The sequence below is a fragment of the Agrobacterium sp. SORGH_AS_0440 genome, from assembly GCF_031453135.1.
Classification (GTDB): domain Bacteria; phylum Pseudomonadota; class Alphaproteobacteria; order Rhizobiales; family Rhizobiaceae; genus Agrobacterium; species Agrobacterium pusense.
Map to the genome: position 1 here is coordinate 636,763 of NZ_JAVIYR010000001.1, position 15,528 is coordinate 652,290.

Consider the following 15,528-nt stretch of genomic DNA (forward strand, 5'->3'; position numbering starts at 1 on the left):
GTTCCCCTCAATCGTCCTCAAGCGTGAGCCGGAACTGTGCTGCCTCGAGATCCTTCGGCGGCTGCATGCCCAGATGTTTCCAGGCCGTGGCGGTCAGGATACGACCGCGCGGCGTGCGCTGGATGAAACCCTGCTGGATCATATAGGGCTCGATGATATCCTCGATCGCGTCGCGCGGCTCCGACAGTCCGGCAGCAATGGTCTCGATGCCGACCGGGCCTCCGCCAAAATTGACGGCGATCATGGTCAGATACCGCATGTCCAGCTGGTCAAGACCCATATTGTCGACCAAGAGCCGCGTCAAAGCCTCGTCGGCGATATCCCGGGTAACGGCTTCCGCCCGCGCCACCTCGGCAAAGTCGCGCACCCGGCGCAGAAGCCGTCCGGCAATGCGGGGCGTGCCACGCGCCCGCCTCGCCACCTCACGGGCACCCTCATCCGTCATGTTGAGACCCATCAGCCGCGCACCGCGACGGACTATAAGTTCCAGTTCATCAACCGTGTAAAAGGACAAACGCACGGGAATGCCGAAACGGTCGCGCAGCGGTGTCGTCAAGAGGCCGAGGCGGGTGGTGGCGGCGACAAGCGTGAATTTGGAAAGATCGATCTTCACCGAACGCGCCGCCGGGCCTTCCCCGATGATCAGATCGAGCTGGAAATCCTCCATCGCCGGATAGAGGATTTCTTCCACGGCCGGGTTGAGGCGATGAATTTCATCGATGAAGAGAACATCGCGCTCTTCAAGATTGGTCAAGAGCGCGGCGAGATCGCCCGCCTTGGCGATCACCGGCCCTGAGGTAGACTTGAAGTTTACTCCAAGCTCCTTGGCCATGATCTGCGCCAGCGTGGTCTTGCCGAGGCCGGGCGGACCGACGAACAGCACGTGATCCAACGCCTCGCCACGATTCTTGGCGGCCTCGATGAAGACCTTGAGATTGGCGCGCGCCTCCGCCTGCCCGGTAAAGTCGTCCAGCGACTGCGGACGCAGGGTGGTGTCGATGTCCTCACCGCGCTTTTCCGGGGTGATCAGTCTGTCCGCATCGCTCATTCAGGGCATTCCATTATTTTTAGAATTCATAAGGTCGTCTTCGCCGCTATAACATGGCTGTCGCGCCAGGGCGCGTCACGAAATTCAACACCGCGTCCGGACGCTTGTGTAACGGGCTCACCTTACCGTGAAAGCTCCTTAAGCCCCAGCCGGATCAGCTTGGCGCTATCCGCGCCCTCACCGCCATTTTTCAGCGCCGCGGCGACCGCATTGGCGGCCTGGTCACGCGAATAGCCGAGATTGGTGAGTGCAGATACGGCGTCCGCCACCGGCGCGGAGGCTACACCCTCCCCGAGTTCCTGCTTCAGTCCGATAGCCCCGGACGCCTCGCCCGCGAAAGCCGGGGCCTTGTTGCGCAATTCGGTCACGAGGCGCACGGCCACTTTGGGCCCAACCCCCGGCGCACGCGATATTGACGCCTTGTCCTGGAGCGCTATGGCATTGGCAAGCTCGGTGGGCGACAGGGTGGAAAGCACCGCAAGAGCGACTTTCGATCCGACGCCCTGCACGCTCTGCAAAAGGTTGAACCATTCCCGCTCCAGCGCCGAAAGAAAGCCGAAAAGCTTGAGCTGGTCCTCTCGTACATAGGTTTCGATGAAGAGGATCACGGCCTCTCCGACGGAGCCTATTTTCGACAGCGTGCGCGCCGAACAATAGGCGACGTAACAGACGCCATGCACATCCACCAACACGTAATCCGTGCCGATTTCCTCGATGCTGCCCTTCAGTTTTCCGATCATGATCGCGCCCGCTGCAATGAGACTTAAAATTAACCGGCCGCCAGCAGCCGACGCATCCTGTCACCGCCGCGATTATGGGCGTGGCAGATTGCGATCGCGAGGGCGTCCGCCGCATCGTTACCCTTGAACTCGGCCTTCGGCATCAGGATTTTCAGCATCATGTGGATTTGCTGCTTTTCACCATGCCCCACGCCGATGACAGCTTTTTTCACGGCGTTCGGCGCATATTCGAACACCGGCAAACCGGCACGCGCCGGAACAAGCATGGCGATGCCGCGCGCCTGTCCGAGTTTCAGCGTGGCCACCGCGTCCTTGTTGACGAAAGTCTGCTCCACAGCCGCCTCATCGGGCTGATGGCTGTGCACGATTTCCGCCAGGCCGTCATGAAGCTGGCAAAGCCGGGAGGCGAGATCCATGTCGCCATCTGAAGTCACCGTGCCGGAAGCGACGAAACGCAGGCTGTTTCCCAATGTGTCGATCACGCCCCAGCCGGTGCGCCGTAGTCCGGGGTCGATGCCGATGATCCGAATCGTCTTTTGCATGAGGTACCATATCTTTCCGGCCGCGAGACTGCCAGCGATAAGTGAACAAAACGACAACATTCCCGGATACAGACGTCGAGTCAGGACCAAAGTGGTGCCAGTACCGACCTTTGGCAAAGGCCAATTTTTTTGATCCATCCTTCAATTCTACGCGACTTGTCTGGTAAATCCGCAGGCGCGCCTTACATCCGCTGCAAAGACCCAGATTACGCAGGAGCGTCGGATGATCCCCTTTTCCCTTCTCGATCTTTCGCCCATCGGCGAGGGCGAGAGCGTCAGCGCGGCGCTCGAAAACTCCCGCCGGATGGCGATTAAGGCTGAAGAACAAGGTTATAACCGCATATGGCTGGCCGAACATCACGGCATGCCGGGCATCGCAAGCGCCGCGACGTCGCTCGTTATCGCCCATGTGGGTGCGGCCACGAAACATATCCGCGTCGGCTCGGGCGGTATCATGCTTCCCAACCACTCCCCGCTCGTCATTGCCGAACAGTTCGGGACGCTTGCAGCACTTCTGCCCGGCCGGGTCGATCTTGGCCTGGGCCGCGCCCCCGGAACGGATATGCGCACCGCACGGGCGCTGCGCCGTAATCTCGACGCCGGTGCGGAGAATTTCCCGCACGACATCGTTGAATTGCAAAGATATCTCGGCCCGCCCCAGCAGGATCAGGCGATCCTCGCCGTACCCGGCATGAATTCGAACGTGCCTCTCTGGCTGCTCGGTTCCAGCACCTATAGTGCGCATCTGGCCGCAGCCCTTGGCCTGCCCTATTCCTTCGCATCCCATTTTGCCCCTGACATGCTGATGGAAGCGATCCATATCTATCGCGAGCGCTTCCAGCCCTCCGAGGTGCTGGACAAGCCCTATGTGATGGTGGGCGTGATGGGTGTAGGCGCCGATACCGACGAGGAGGCGCAGCATCTCTTCACCTCGTCACAGCAGCAATTCGTCAATCTGCGGCGCAATGTACGCACGCAGTTCCCGAAGCCCGTGCACAGCATGGAAGGCTACTGGAACGAGATGGAGCGCTTCTCCGTGGAGCACACGTTGCGTTTTGCCGCCGTTGGCGCGCCTGAAACGATCCAGCGTCATCTCGACGGTTTTCTGGCTGAAACACAGGCGGATGAACTGATTGTCTCAATGCCGATCCACGACATCGAAAAGCGGCTGCGGTCGGTCGAGATTTTCGCCGACGTGCGGACATCCATCAAAAAGGCCGCCTAAACAAAAAGCCCCGGAGCGGATCGCTGCCGGGGCCTTTTTTTAGGAACGTGAAAATATCAGGCGGAAAGCTTGGCGAGAATTTCTTCCGACACTTCGAAGTTCGAATAGACGTTCTGCACGTCGTCATCGTCTTCGAGGTTGTCGATGAGTTTCATCAGCGACTGTGCCTTTTCTTCATCTACAGGTACCGTGTTCTGCGGCTTCCAGATGGCCTTGACGCTTTCGGCTTCGCCCAGCACGCCTTCCAGCGCCTTGGACACCTCGTTCATCGCTTCGAAACCGCAGATGATGATGTGGCCGTCTTCGGAAGATTCAACATCGTCCGCACCGGCCTCGATGGCCGCTTCCATCACCTTGTCTGCATCGCCGACTTCCGCCTTGTAGGAAATCTCGCCGACACGGTCGAAGGAGAAGGAGACCGATCCGGTTTCACCCAGCGCACCACCAGCCTTGGTGAAGATGGATCGTACATTGGAGGCAGTGCGGTTACGGTTGTCGGTAAGCGCCTCGACGATGACGGCGACGCCGCCAGGGCCGTAGCCTTCGTAGCGGACCTCATCATAGTTCTCGCCTTCGGCACCCGCAGCCTTCTTGATGGCACGTTCGATATTGTCTTTCGGCATGGACTGGGCCTTGGCGTTCTGGATGGCCAGACGCAGGCGCGGGTTCATGTTCGGGTCGGGCATGCCCGTCTTGGCCGCAACGGTGATTTCGCGCGCAAGCTTGGAAAACATTTTGGACCGCACGGAGTCCTGCTTGCCCTTGCGGTGCATGATGTTCTTGAACTGTGAATGACCAGCCATGGAAAACCTGATTTATCGTAATTTGGAGATTGCGGGCCTTATAAGTGCGATAGGCTCATCGTTCAAGCCCGCAGGCGCTTTCTCTTGCCGCAACAACAGAAGGAACTGATTTATCCGCTCTTCGTTCTGATCATGAACGCGACGGAGAAGGCCATCTTTTCCACTCCGCCGCAGCCCCAAACCGGAAGGAGAAGACATATGGTCAGCCTGACTGAAGCAAGAGAAGCCCCGGCCCGCCAGCTCTGGGACGAGATTAATTCCGTCCATGCCGGCATGCTCGGCCTTGAGGGCCTGCACAGTCACATGCAGCCTATGGCGCCCCACGCTGACCCCAAGACCAACACGATCTGGTTTTTTTCCAAAAAAGACACGGATCTGGTAAAATCGCTCAAATCCGGATCCCGTGCGCATTTCTGCCTTGTGGGCAAGGATCATGATTATCACGCCTGCCTTTCGGGCGTACTCGAAGCGCGCGATGACAAATCAAAGATCGACGAATACTGGAATTCAGTCACCGCCGCCTGGTACGAGCACGGCAAGAGCGATCCGCAACTGACCATGCTGGCGTTGCATGTCGATGATGCCGATATCTGGGCTTCGACGGACAGTACGCTGAAATTCGGCTGGGAAATCGCCAAGGCAAACATGTCGGATGACAAGACGCCCGACGTCGGCGTTCGCCAGCACCTCACCTTCGCCTGAGAACCCGCTCCCCGAGCCTTTCCCCGCCCGTCGCCATCTACATGCCTTTCGGCACCAGTATCTGCGGCTGGCGGGGAAGGTTTCTCATCGAGACCCGGATGACCGGATCGCTTGCATAGGCGATCGCGAAATTTTCGCCAAACATGGTCAGAAACTGCTCCAGCGGCGGGCCGGTGCGATGCATCGGCAGGATCAGCGCAGAGCGCAGGCGCTTGACCACCCTGCTCATGCTGTCGGCCCCCATGGTCAGACCACCATCGACAGGCACCATCAACACATCCAGGCGGCCGATCTCGGCATAATGCGTGTCCGTCAACTCATGATGCAGATGGCCGAGATGGCCAATACACAGCCCGGCAACCTCGAAGATGAAGATGGAATTGCCGTTTTCCTGAAAAGACTCATAATCTCCCCAGCGGTTGCGGATGTCGGTTGAGACATTGCGGATGTAAACGTCGCCCACGAGCACCTTGTGCTCGGCTTTTTCTCCCGGCGTATCGCTCCAGCCATGCAGCACATATTGAATGGCCGGGTCCGGATTAAGGGTGAAATGTGTTGAATGCGCCCGGTTCATGGTCACCACCGTCGGCATGACGGGAGGGCGATAGACACCGTTATAATCCGTGGCAATCGTTACCCCGCCGGGACTTTCGATCAGGTAGGTGGAGTGGCCGATGAAGCTGATTTTCACCTCTTCCTTCGCCGTGGCCTGAGCCAGCTGAACATTGCGCGCATCGAAGCGCGCGAACATCACGCCCGGAATGGCGCTGGCGATCGCCTGGCACTGGCTGACGGGAGGACGGCTCGCCGACTGGGAGAAGGCCGCTCCCGAACAGGCGATCAATCCTGTTATTGCAAGCATTAGCACGCGCAGCATCATGCCACTCCCCTGAACTTGCGAAGCTGAGAAGATGGGACAGGTTTTGCCGAGCGTCCAGTTACATCAGCAACTGAAGGCTGGCACTCTCGTCATTGTGAACGCTTCGACGGGATCAAACCCAGAAGGAAGGCAGCGTTTCCGAAAGTCGCGGCCCGATGCGCAGCGGCGCAATTTTTTCCGCAAGCCCAGTCCGGTCGGAAATCTCCACCCCGACACCGCAGATCGTGGCAGGCCCGCTCGCGGCCTCAAAGCGGCCCTTCGGCATCTTGGAGATAAAGCGGTTGATCGGCTCTTCCTTGTCCATTCCGAGTGAACTGTCATAATCGCCGCACATGCCCGCATCCGACATGTAGGCGGTTCCGCCGTTCAATATCTGTGCGTCAGCCGTCGGAACATGGGTGTGGGTGCCGACGACGAAGCTTGCACGGCCATCCACGAAATGTCCGAAGCACTGTTTCTCGCTGGTCGCCTCGGCGTGAAAATCGAAGATGATGGCATCCGCCTGTTCCTTCAGCGGGCAGGCAGCAAGAATGCTTTCCGCCGACTTGAAGGGGTCGTCCAGCTCCGGATGCATGAAGACCCGCCCCATGATGTTGGCGACCAATATGCGTGCGCCGTTGCGGGCATAAAAAATGCCCGAGCCCTTGCCCGGCGTACCCTCGGGGTAATTGGCGGGCCGCAGGAACTGGTCATGGCGCTCGCAGAAGGAAACCGCCTCTTTCTGATCCCAGACGTGATTGCCGGTGGTGACAACATCGGCACCGGCATTGATGGTCTCGAGATAGATATCCTCGGTGATACCGAAACCACCAGCAGCGTTCTCACCGTTGACGATGACGAAATCCAGCTTCAGATCGGAAATCAGCCCCGGCAATCGCTCCCAGACAGCCGTGCGTCCGGTCTTGCCAACCATGTCTCCGAGAAAAAGAAGCCTCATTCACCCGCCCCGATCTTGCGCATGTTTCGATATTTTGTCCCCTCTAACGGGTAATCCATCTTTTAAAAAGTGCTAAAGCGCCTTTTGCCCACTATCGGAGATCGACAACGGGGCGGAAAACCAGCGCAGACCGCTTTCCGTCAGAATGGCGTGAAGCGAGACATCGTGCGGCTCCGCGGGGATGTCTGCCACTTCCTGGCAGTCAAAGGCGACACCGATGAGAACGGGCTGTTTGCCCTTGGCGTGCAACCGCGCGATGGCGCGGTCATAATGGCCTGCGCCATAACCAACCCGTTGCCCGTGTCCGTCGAAGACGGACAGAGGTACGAGCAGTATATCGGGATCGAGAAGCTCCGCATCCTCACCCGGACCGGTCGTGCCGAAGCCGGTCTTCACCAGCGGCGTATCCCTCTCGAAAGCCCTGAAGACAATGGTTTCACGATCCAGCACAACGGGAAGGACGAGACGTCCACCCCTCGCCCGCAACGCTTCCATCAGCGGACGGGTATCCGCCTCCGAGCGGATCGGCATGAAGCCGGAGATGACGGTCCCCGGCACAAGGGGAATATCCGCGGCACCGTGGGCGGTAATGAACTGGCTCTTCTCTTGCCGTTCCGCCAGTGTCAGAGCATCTCGCGCGGCGAGCCGTTCGCCGCGCAACCTTGCTTTTTCGGCAACGTCACCGAGCATCAGGCGGCCCGGCTCACGAGAACCTTGTCGATGCGGTGACCATCAAGGTCGATGACCTCGAAACGCCAGCCGTTGCGGGTTACATGTTCACCCAGTTCCGGCAGGCGACGGAACTCGTCCAGGACAAGTCCGGCGACGGTCTCGAACTCGGCGTCCTCATTGATCTGGAAGCCCATGCGATAAGCGAACTCATCGGCAGGCATCCAGCCGGCAACGAGGAACGAACCGTCCTCGCGCTCGACCATGGCCGGCTCTTCGTCGTCATCTTCCTGAAAGGCACCGGTAATGGCCTCCAGCACGTCGCCGGAGCTGATGATACCTTCGAAATGGCCGTACTCGTCATAAACGAGGACCATGTGCACGGTGGAGCGACGCAGCGACTGGATGACGTCAACGGCGCTCGTCAGGTCGGACACGACGGGCACCTCGCGCAGAAGCTCACGAATGTTGAGCTCCTTGCCGGAGGCCAGCGCATCGAAGGCGTCCTTGGCGAAAAGCACGCCAAGAATTTCGTCGGACGCGCCGTTGCGCACCGGCAGACGCGAACGCTGCGTCCCGCGAAGCTGCTCGCGGATTTCCTCGGCGCTGTCTTCGATATCGACCACTTCCACGTCGCGACGCGGCGTCATCAGGCCGCGCGCGTTGCGGTCAGCAAGGCGCATGACGCTGGTGATCATCGCCGATTCTTCGGTCTCGATCACGCCGGCGCTATGGGCTTCGGCCAGAACGGTGCGAATTTCATCGTCGGTAACCGACGCGTTGGATTCGCCACTATGGCCGAGAAGCGCCAGAATGGCCTTACCCGACCGGTCGAGCAGCCACACCAGCGGCGCGCCGACCTTGGACAGCAGCATCATGGTAGGCGCAACACGCGCGGCAATCTTTTCAGGATCGCGCAACGCAATCTGCTTTGGCACCAGTTCGCCGACGATCAGTGACAGGTAAGTAATGGCGACGACGACCGAGCCGACGCCAATTGCATCGGCCGCACGGTCAGGAACACCCTGCTCCAGAAGCCACGCCGTAAAGCGGGCACCGAGCGTGGCGCCGGAAAATGCGCCCGAGAGGACGCCGACCAGCGTGATGCCGATCTGCACTGTAGAAAGAAAGCGTCCGGGGTTTTCGGAAAGGCTGAGCGCCTGTGTGGCGCCCTTGCTGCCTTGCGTGGCAAGCACCTTTAGCCTCGCCGGTCTGGAGGAGACAACGGCAAGCTCGGACATGGCAAGCACACCGTTCAATACGGTGAGCAGGACCACGATCATAATTTCAGTAAACAAGTTTAGCTCTTTGGGCTGTTGAACGGCACGTCGCGGTTTTGGCCGCAGCGCCCCTTTTTAAAGGGCATGACAGACATACCAATCCGGATAATAGGGAATTGTTCCGCCATTGCAATGACAGGAATATAAAAAAGCCGTGCCCGGCAGTTATGAAAAATGACTGTCGACTATATCGAGGGTACAGGGAAGCATCGGAATTGTCCCGAAACTTCAAGCGCGTTCCACGGCAACCGATGGAGATTTACGATCCTGGGTGCCTACAAAAGTAGGTGGGCACCGTGTGTCCAGCCCCACGGGACTGGCCAGGGACAGCTCCCTTTGGATCGAGTATGGCCCCAGGGATTGTGGTTCCTGTCGAGAAGCGCAGAACGCATTCAAGATATAGGACGGATCGGTAAAAACCGCCAGAGGCGCAGAGCGAAATTTTATCGCTTCGGATTCCGGACGATCAGTGTGCCGCCGGTTTTGGGCGGTCCAGCAATTTTTCGGTAATGCCGTTCAGCCGGTCGGCCAGATCGCCGATGGCAAGCGCCACCATCTCATCCGACTTCGCCTTGTGCTCGGCCATGCCATCGCGATTGCGGGAGAGGGATGCGACCTCACCTTCCAGCTTCTCGATCTTGCGGTTGAGCTCGGAAAGCTCGTCCATCACCATGATACCAGCCATTACCGTTAGCCTCAGGTCGCCGATCTCTCCGAACTGGCTCTTGAGATGCCCCACATACCGGTCGAAACGGGTGGCAAGGTCGGTCAGGTGGTCTTCCTGGCCTGCTTCGCACGCCATGCGATAGGCCTTTCCGTCGATCATAACAGTAACTTGCGCCATGATACCGCTCCTATCGATCCAGCACCGCGCGGATCGTCTCCATGGCCGTCACCAGCCGGCGCGAAACCTCGCGATTGACTTCTTCAAGACGGTTAGCGCGAAACTCGGCCTGGTCCAGTTCCTGCGCCAGTCTGGCGCGGTCGACATGGACGCGCTTCACCTCGTTATCGATCTCGCCGGTCTCTCTCTGCCGCTCGATACGCATATCGATGGCATTTTCGAGATTTGTGATGGCAGCATTCAGCTCCGTCAGCGCAGATTGTAAGGTCTTCTCAGCCGACATCGTTTTTTCCAACTCGCACGCCACCGGCCGAATCGTCCGGTTTCAGGCCATTTAAACGCTCACGAGGTTATTACCCGATTTACCATCCCGTCAATCAAACCAGTGCATTGTGGCGTTTTGCTCTGTGGATGAACGAAGAAACCGGGCCGGACGGGACACGAAATCCGTTCCAGCCCCCGCTTTGCGAAACGATTTTTATCGACCGCAGAACCGCAATTGCCCGTCGATTTATTGACTTGCCTGCCTCACCTGCTATGGATCAACCCGCTTTTTGGATAGTTGCGTAAAACTATCTCCTTTCACCCGGAAACAGACGGAAAAGCCATGATTTCTCGCGACAAACACAACCGGATGGCAAATGCGATCCGCTTTCTTGCCATGGATGCAGTGGAGAAGGCCAATTCAGGCCATCCCGGTCTGCCGATGGGCGCCGCTGATGTCGCCACCGTTCTCTTCACCCGTTATCTGAAATTCGATCCCAAGGCGCCGCTCTGGCCGGATCGCGACCGTTTCGTGCTGTCGGCAGGTCATGGTTCGATGCTTCTTTACTCGCTGCTCTATCTTACGGGCTACGAGGACATGACGATCGACGAGATCAAGCGTTTCCGTCAATTCGGTTCCAAGACCGCCGGCCATCCTGAATATGGCCACGCCACCGGCATCGAAACGACCACCGGTCCGCTCGGCCAGGGCATCGCCAACGCCGTGGGCATGGCAATCGCCGAACGCAAGCTGGAAGAGGAGTTCGGCTCCGACCTGCAGAGCCACTTCACTTATGTACTGTGCGGCGACGGCTGCCTCATGGAAGGCATCAGCCACGAAGCCATCGCGCTTGCCGGCCATTTGAAGCTTAACAAGCTCGTTCTCTTCTGGGATGACAACAACATCACCATCGACGGCGAAGTTGGCCTCTCCGACAGCACCGATCAGATTGCCCGTTTCCAGGCGGTTCACTGGAACACCATCCGTGTTGACGGCCATGATCCGGATGCGATCGCCGCTGCCATCGAAGCCGCGCAGAAATCGGACCGCCCGACCTTCATCGCCTGCAAGACCGTCATCGGTTTCGGCGCGCCCAACAAGCAGGGCACCCATAAGGTTCATGGCAACCCGCTCGGCGCAGAAGAAATCGCTGCGGCCCGCAAGAGCCTGAACTGGGAAGCCGAAGCTTTCGTCATTCCGGAAGACGTGCTGGATGCATGGCGTCTTGCCGGTCTGCGCTCCACCAAGACGCGTCAGGACTGGGAAGCCCGCCTCGAAGCCGCTGAGGCCGGCAAGAAAGCCGAGTTCAAGCGCCGCTTCGCCGGCGACCTGACGGGCAATTTCGATAGCTCGATCGATGCTTTCAAGAAGAAGATCATCGAGAACAACCCGACCGTTGCGACCCGCAAGGCCTCGGAAGACTCGCTCGAAGTCATTAACGGCGTGCTGCCGGAAATGATCGGCGGTTCTGCCGACCTGACGCCGTCCAACAACACCAAGACCAGCCAGATGAAGTCCATCACGCCGACGGACTTCTCCGGCCGTTACCTGCACTACGGCATCCGCGAACACGGCATGGCTGCTGCCATGAACGGCATCGCACTGCATGGCGGTCTCATTCCTTATGCGGGCGGCTTCCTGATCTTCTCGGACTACTGCCGTCCGTCGATCCGTCTTGCCGCGCTCATGGGCATCCGTGTCGTCCACGTTCTGACGCATGATTCCATCGGCGTTGGGGAAGACGGCCCGACCCACCAGCCGGTGGAGCAGATCGCTGCCCTTCGCGCCATTCCGAACCTGCTCGTCTTCCGCCCGGCGGATGAGACCGAGACGGCGGAATGCTGGCAGCTGGCGCTGGAACAGAAGCATCGTCCGTCTGCGCTGGCCCTAACCCGCCAGAACCTTGCACCTTCGCGCAAGGAATATGAAGAGAAGAACCTGTCTGCTTACGGCGCCTACGAACTCGTTTCCGCCAGCGACGCCAAGGTTTCGATCTTCGCTTCCGGTTCGGAGGTCGAAGTGGCTCTGAAAGCGGCCGCAACGCTGAAGGACAAGGGCGTATCCGCCCGCGTCGTTTCCGTTCCCTGCTTCGAACTCTTCAAGGAACAGCCGGAAACCTATCGCAACGCCATCATCGGCAAGGCTCCGGTCAAGATCGCGGTGGAAGCCGCCATCCGCCAGGGCTGGGATTATTTCATCGGTAACGATGGCGCTTTCGTCGGCATGCACTCCTTTGGAGCGTCCGCGCCGGCGAAGGATCTCTTCAAGCACTTCGGTATCACGGCAGAAGCTGTCGTCGCCGCAGTCGAGGCAAAACTTGCGTAAGGGCTTCCCAAGCCCTCACCATTCAGCAAAGACCAAGCCCATTCTTGATCGGGAGACTGTAAATGACTGTAAAAGTTGCCATTAACGGCTTCGGCCGCATCGGCCGCAATGTTTTGCGCGCCATCGTCGAATCCGGCCGCACCGATATCGAAGTCGTCGCCATCAACGACCTCGGCCCGGTTGAAACCAACGCTCACCTGCTGCGCTACGATTCGATCCACGGCAAGTTCCCGGCCGACGTCAAGGTCGAAGGCGACACCATCATCGTTGGCGGTGGCAAGCCGATCAAGGTGACGGCCGTTCGCGACCCGGCAACGCTGCCGCACAAGGAACTCGGCGTCGACATCGCGCTTGAGTGCACCGGCATCTTCACGGCCCGCGACAAGGCTGCTGCCCATCTGACGGCCGGCGCCAAGCGCGTCATCGTTTCGGCTCCCGCTGACGGCGCCGACCTCACCGTCGTCTTCGGTGTCAACCATGACCAGCTGACGAAAGATCACCTCGTCATCTCCAACGCATCCTGCACCACCAACTGCCTCGTGCCGGTCGTGAAGGTTCTCGATGACGCCGTTGGCATCGATCATGGCTTCATGACCACGATCCACTCCTACACCGGCGACCAGCCGACGCTGGACACCATGCACAAGGATCTGTACCGCGCCCGCGCCGCAGCCCTGTCCATGATCCCGACCTCGACAGGCGCCGCAAAGGCTGTTGGCCTCGTCCTGCCGCACCTCAAGGGCAAGCTTGACGGCACGTCGATCCGCGTTCCGACCCCGAACGTGTCGGTCGTCGACTTCAAGTTCGTGGCCAAGAAGAGCACGACGGTTGCCGAAATCAACGCAGCCATCAAGGCGGCTTCCGACGGCCAGCTGAAGGGCATCCTCGGCTATACCGACGAGCCGCTGGTTTCCCGCGATTTCAACCACGACAGCCACTCGTCGATCTTCGCCAATGACCAGACCAAGGTCATGGAAGGCAACTTCGTCCGCGTCCTGTCCTGGTACGACAACGAGTGGGGCTTCTCCAACCGCATGTCGGATACAGCTGTCGCCTTCGCGAAGACCATCTAACGAATGCCCATCAGTCGATGCATTCCGGCGGGAGCGATCCCGCCGGATTTTTTATTCCCGGTTTTCCTCTACAGTGCCGCCATGTTTTCAATTTCCTGCCTTTGTCTGGTCCATTTTGAAACGGACAAGGGACTCAGGGATAACGGTCGTGCGCAATGCACTTCGGCCCTGCCGTATCTTTCGATACACCCCGCCTTGCGTTACCTTTCAACGCCGCCGACCGAGCGCTGACAGACCGCAACCCGTGGCGCATTGACTGCGAACGTGCAGAGCAATCATTGCGGTGGCCAGCGCGGCGTGAAAAAGGCGGTAAACGTGGAATCATTTTATCTGTTGTTGCTGGTGGCAACTGTTCTCGTCCTCGTCGCCGCCTTCTCGAGCCTCATCGCCTACCGCTTCGGCGCGCCGCTGCTGCTGCTCTTCCTTGTGATTGGACTTGCAGCGGGGGTGGACGGCCTCGGTATCGAATTCACCAACAACCCTCTCGCCTATATGCTCGGTTCGCTGGTACTTGCCGTCATCCTGTTCGACTCCGGGTTTGGCACGTCGATCCAGTCTTTCCGGCTTTCCGCGGCACCGGCAATGGCGCTTGCCACGGTCGGCGTTATTCTCACATCCGTCTTTTTCGCGGGCGCAGCCGCCCTCCTGCTCGGGCTCTCCTGGCTAGAGGGCCTGCTGCTCGGTGCCATCGTCGCCTCCACCGATGCGGCAGCGGTGTTTTTCCTGCTGCGCATCGGCGGCATCCACATCCGCGATCAGGTGCGCTCCACGCTGGAGGTCGAATCCGGCACCAACGATCCAATGGCCATCTTCCTCACAGTCGCCCTGGTCGAGATCATCGCCAAAGGACAGGGCCTGGCCGGTATCGACAGCGGTTTTCTGCTGCTTTTTGTTGAGGAAATGGGCCTCGGTGTGATCGTCGGCGTGCTGGGCGGTCTCATGATCGCCGCCGTGGTCAACCGTTTTGCCGCCGATCGCGGGCTGGCGCCGATCTTTGTGCTTGCGCTGGCGCTGCTCGTGTTTTCCTTCACCGGCACGATTGGCGGCAGCGGCTTTCTGGCGGTCTATGTCGCCGGCATTGTCGCCGGCAATCGCAGGATCTTCGCCAAGGAAACGATCCGTCGCTTCCACGAAGGGCTGACGTGGCTGGCACAGATCATCATGTTCCTGATGCTCGGCCTGCTTGCCACGCCGTCGCAGTTTCCTGCAATCGCAATTCCAGCCATCCTGCTGGCGCTGTTCCTGATCTTCGTCGCCCGTCCGCTCGCGGTCTGGCTCAGCCTCATGCCGTTTAACTACACCCAACAGGAAACCTCTTTCGTCGCCTGGGTGGGCCTGCGCGGCGCCGTCTCCATCCTGCTTGCCATCATGCCCATCCTCGGCGGACTTGATGACGCCCAGATCTATTTCAATGCCGCCTTCATCATCGTGCTGGTATCGCTCCTCGTGCAGGGCTGGACAATCAAACCGGTGGCAACAAGGCTGGGGCTGATCGTGCCGCCGCGCATGGGCGAGGTGGACAAGCTGGAGGTTGACCTTCCCGGCACGGCCAATCACGAACTGATTTCCTACCGCGTGGCAAAGGGCAGCGCCATCCTGCAGGGCGAACGCATTCCCCGCTGGGCGATGCCTTCGCTGGTGGTGCGTGACGGCAAATCGATTCGCTACCAATATGCCGGGCGGCTGCGTGAAAATGATCTTGTCTATCTCTTCATCGCCCCCGGTTATTCCCGCCTGATCGACCGGCTCTTCGCGAGCGCCCTGCCCGTCGCCGATGACGACGCCGATTTCTTCGGCACCTTCGCGATCTCTCCCGCCCGGCCGGCGAAGGAGCTTGATGCCGCCTATGGTCCCGGCCTGCTTGCGCCAGCAGAACAGGCAATGAGCATCGCAGAACTCATCGAGACACGTCTTGCCGGACGGGCCGATTATGCCGACCGCGTGCGCCTCGGCTCCATCGTCCTGATCGTGCGAACTTTGGACGAACATGAGGCGATAGCGGGTGTCGGAATTTCGCTGGAGCCGGTCGAACCGGCTACCACCCTGCCGATCTTCATCAGCTTCTCGGAAATTTTCAAACGGGTGCGCGACTATCTGGCGCAGCGGCGTCAGTCGCGTTCCACCGCTACCGCACAAGACGTGGTCGCACCTTCAAACACCGTGAGAGAAAATGAAGCCTGACCGGCTTGCGTCGG

15 protein-coding genes and 1 other RNA gene are annotated in these 15,528 nt (G+C 59.5%); 5 read left to right on the forward strand and 11 right to left on the reverse strand.

The window, feature by feature from the left end:
* Positions 1 to 7: 7 nt before the first annotated feature.
* The 3 genes from ruvB to ruvC form a co-directional block, all read right to left on the reverse strand.
* Complete coding sequence (ruvB, locus tag QE453_RS02990; RefSeq protein ID WP_004445743.1) at positions 8 to 1,048, reverse strand: Holliday junction branch migration DNA helicase RuvB; 1,041 nt, start codon at positions 1,046 to 1,048, stop codon at positions 8 to 10.
* A gap of 122 nt (positions 1,049 to 1,170) precedes the next feature.
* Positions 1,171 to 1,788: a Holliday junction branch migration protein RuvA gene (ruvA, locus tag QE453_RS02995; protein ID WP_004445745.1), complete on the reverse strand. Its 618-nt coding sequence runs from the start codon at positions 1,786 to 1,788 to the stop codon at positions 1,171 to 1,173.
* A gap of 29 nt (positions 1,789 to 1,817) precedes the next feature.
* A complete protein-coding gene (gene ruvC, locus QE453_RS03000) occupies positions 1,818 to 2,330 on the reverse strand; it encodes a crossover junction endodeoxyribonuclease RuvC (protein WP_004445748.1) in 513 nt (170 codons plus the stop codon).
* A 223-nt stretch (positions 2,331 to 2,553) separates the two neighbouring features.
* Between ruvC and QE453_RS03005 the strand changes: the two genes are divergently transcribed.
* Positions 2,554 to 3,555, forward strand: coding sequence for an LLM class flavin-dependent oxidoreductase (locus QE453_RS03005; RefSeq protein ID WP_004445749.1), 1,002 nt, complete (start codon positions 2,554 to 2,556; stop codon positions 3,553 to 3,555).
* A 56-nt stretch (positions 3,556 to 3,611) separates the two neighbouring features.
* Here QE453_RS03005 and QE453_RS03010 read toward each other — a convergent pair whose 3' ends face one another.
* Positions 3,612 to 4,358, reverse strand: a complete 747-nt coding sequence (locus QE453_RS03010; protein WP_004445751.1) for a YebC/PmpR family DNA-binding transcriptional regulator — start codon at positions 4,356 to 4,358, stop codon at positions 3,612 to 3,614.
* A 198-nt stretch (positions 4,359 to 4,556) separates the two neighbouring features.
* On the opposite strand from QE453_RS03010, the gene QE453_RS03015 reads away from it, so the two are divergent.
* The gene (locus tag QE453_RS03015; protein ID WP_004445753.1) at positions 4,557 to 5,060 is read left to right on the forward strand and encodes a pyridoxamine 5'-phosphate oxidase family protein; all 504 of its coding nucleotides are present in this window, start codon (positions 4,557 to 4,559) and stop codon (positions 5,058 to 5,060) included.
* A 37-nt stretch (positions 5,061 to 5,097) separates the two neighbouring features.
* On the opposite strand, the gene QE453_RS03020 is transcribed toward QE453_RS03015, so the two are convergent.
* The 7 genes from QE453_RS03020 to QE453_RS03050 all read right to left on the reverse strand — a co-directional run bounded on the left by QE453_RS03020 (position 5,098) and on the right by QE453_RS03050 (position 9,953).
* Positions 5,098 to 5,940 (reverse strand): MBL fold metallo-hydrolase, encoded by an 843-nt coding sequence (locus QE453_RS03020; protein ID WP_034497294.1) that lies wholly within the window; start codon positions 5,938 to 5,940, stop codon positions 5,098 to 5,100.
* 112 nt (positions 5,941 to 6,052) lie between these two features.
* A complete protein-coding gene (locus QE453_RS03025) occupies positions 6,053 to 6,877 on the reverse strand; it encodes a TIGR00282 family metallophosphoesterase (RefSeq protein WP_004445757.1) in 825 nt (274 codons plus the stop codon).
* A 72-nt stretch (positions 6,878 to 6,949) separates the two neighbouring features.
* Positions 6,950 to 7,567 carry a 5-formyltetrahydrofolate cyclo-ligase gene (locus QE453_RS03030; RefSeq protein WP_309776351.1) on the reverse strand — a complete coding sequence of 206 codons (618 nt, stop codon included), beginning with the start codon at positions 7,565 to 7,567 and terminating at the stop codon, positions 6,950 to 6,952.
* On the reverse strand, positions 7,567 to 8,829 hold the full coding sequence (locus tag QE453_RS03035; RefSeq protein ID WP_004445761.1) for a hemolysin family protein: 1,263 nt from the start codon (positions 8,827 to 8,829) through the stop codon (positions 7,567 to 7,569). Before QE453_RS03035 ends, QE453_RS03030 begins: the two co-directional genes overlap by 1 nt.
* 229 nt (positions 8,830 to 9,058) lie before the next feature.
* Positions 9,059 to 9,217, reverse strand: a non-coding RNA gene (ssrS, locus tag QE453_RS03040) — 6S RNA.
* Positions 9,218 to 9,292: 75 nt separating this feature from the next.
* Positions 9,293 to 9,670, reverse strand: coding sequence for a cell division protein ZapA (locus QE453_RS03045; protein ID WP_004445763.1), 378 nt, complete (start codon positions 9,668 to 9,670; stop codon positions 9,293 to 9,295).
* Positions 9,671 to 9,680: 10 nt separating this feature from the next.
* On the reverse strand, positions 9,681 to 9,953 hold the full coding sequence (locus QE453_RS03050; protein WP_004445765.1) for a DUF4164 domain-containing protein: 273 nt from the start codon (positions 9,951 to 9,953) through the stop codon (positions 9,681 to 9,683).
* Positions 9,954 to 10,277: 324 nt separating this feature from the next.
* Here QE453_RS03050 and tkt point away from each other — a divergent pair, with 324 nt between their 5' ends.
* From tkt to QE453_RS03065, 3 genes are all read left to right on the forward strand, one after another.
* Positions 10,278 to 12,260, forward strand: a complete 1,983-nt coding sequence (gene tkt / locus QE453_RS03055; protein ID WP_004445766.1) for a transketolase — start codon at positions 10,278 to 10,280, stop codon at positions 12,258 to 12,260.
* A 62-nt stretch (positions 12,261 to 12,322) separates the two neighbouring features.
* Positions 12,323 to 13,333, forward strand: coding sequence for a type I glyceraldehyde-3-phosphate dehydrogenase (gene gap, locus QE453_RS03060; RefSeq protein WP_004445768.1), 1,011 nt, complete (start codon positions 12,323 to 12,325; stop codon positions 13,331 to 13,333).
* A 315-nt stretch (positions 13,334 to 13,648) separates the two neighbouring features.
* Positions 13,649 to 15,514 carry a potassium/proton antiporter gene (locus tag QE453_RS03065; protein ID WP_035209187.1) on the forward strand — a complete coding sequence of 622 codons (1,866 nt, stop codon included), beginning with the start codon at positions 13,649 to 13,651 and terminating at the stop codon, positions 15,512 to 15,514.
* The last annotated feature ends 14 nt before the right edge of the window (positions 15,515 to 15,528 follow it).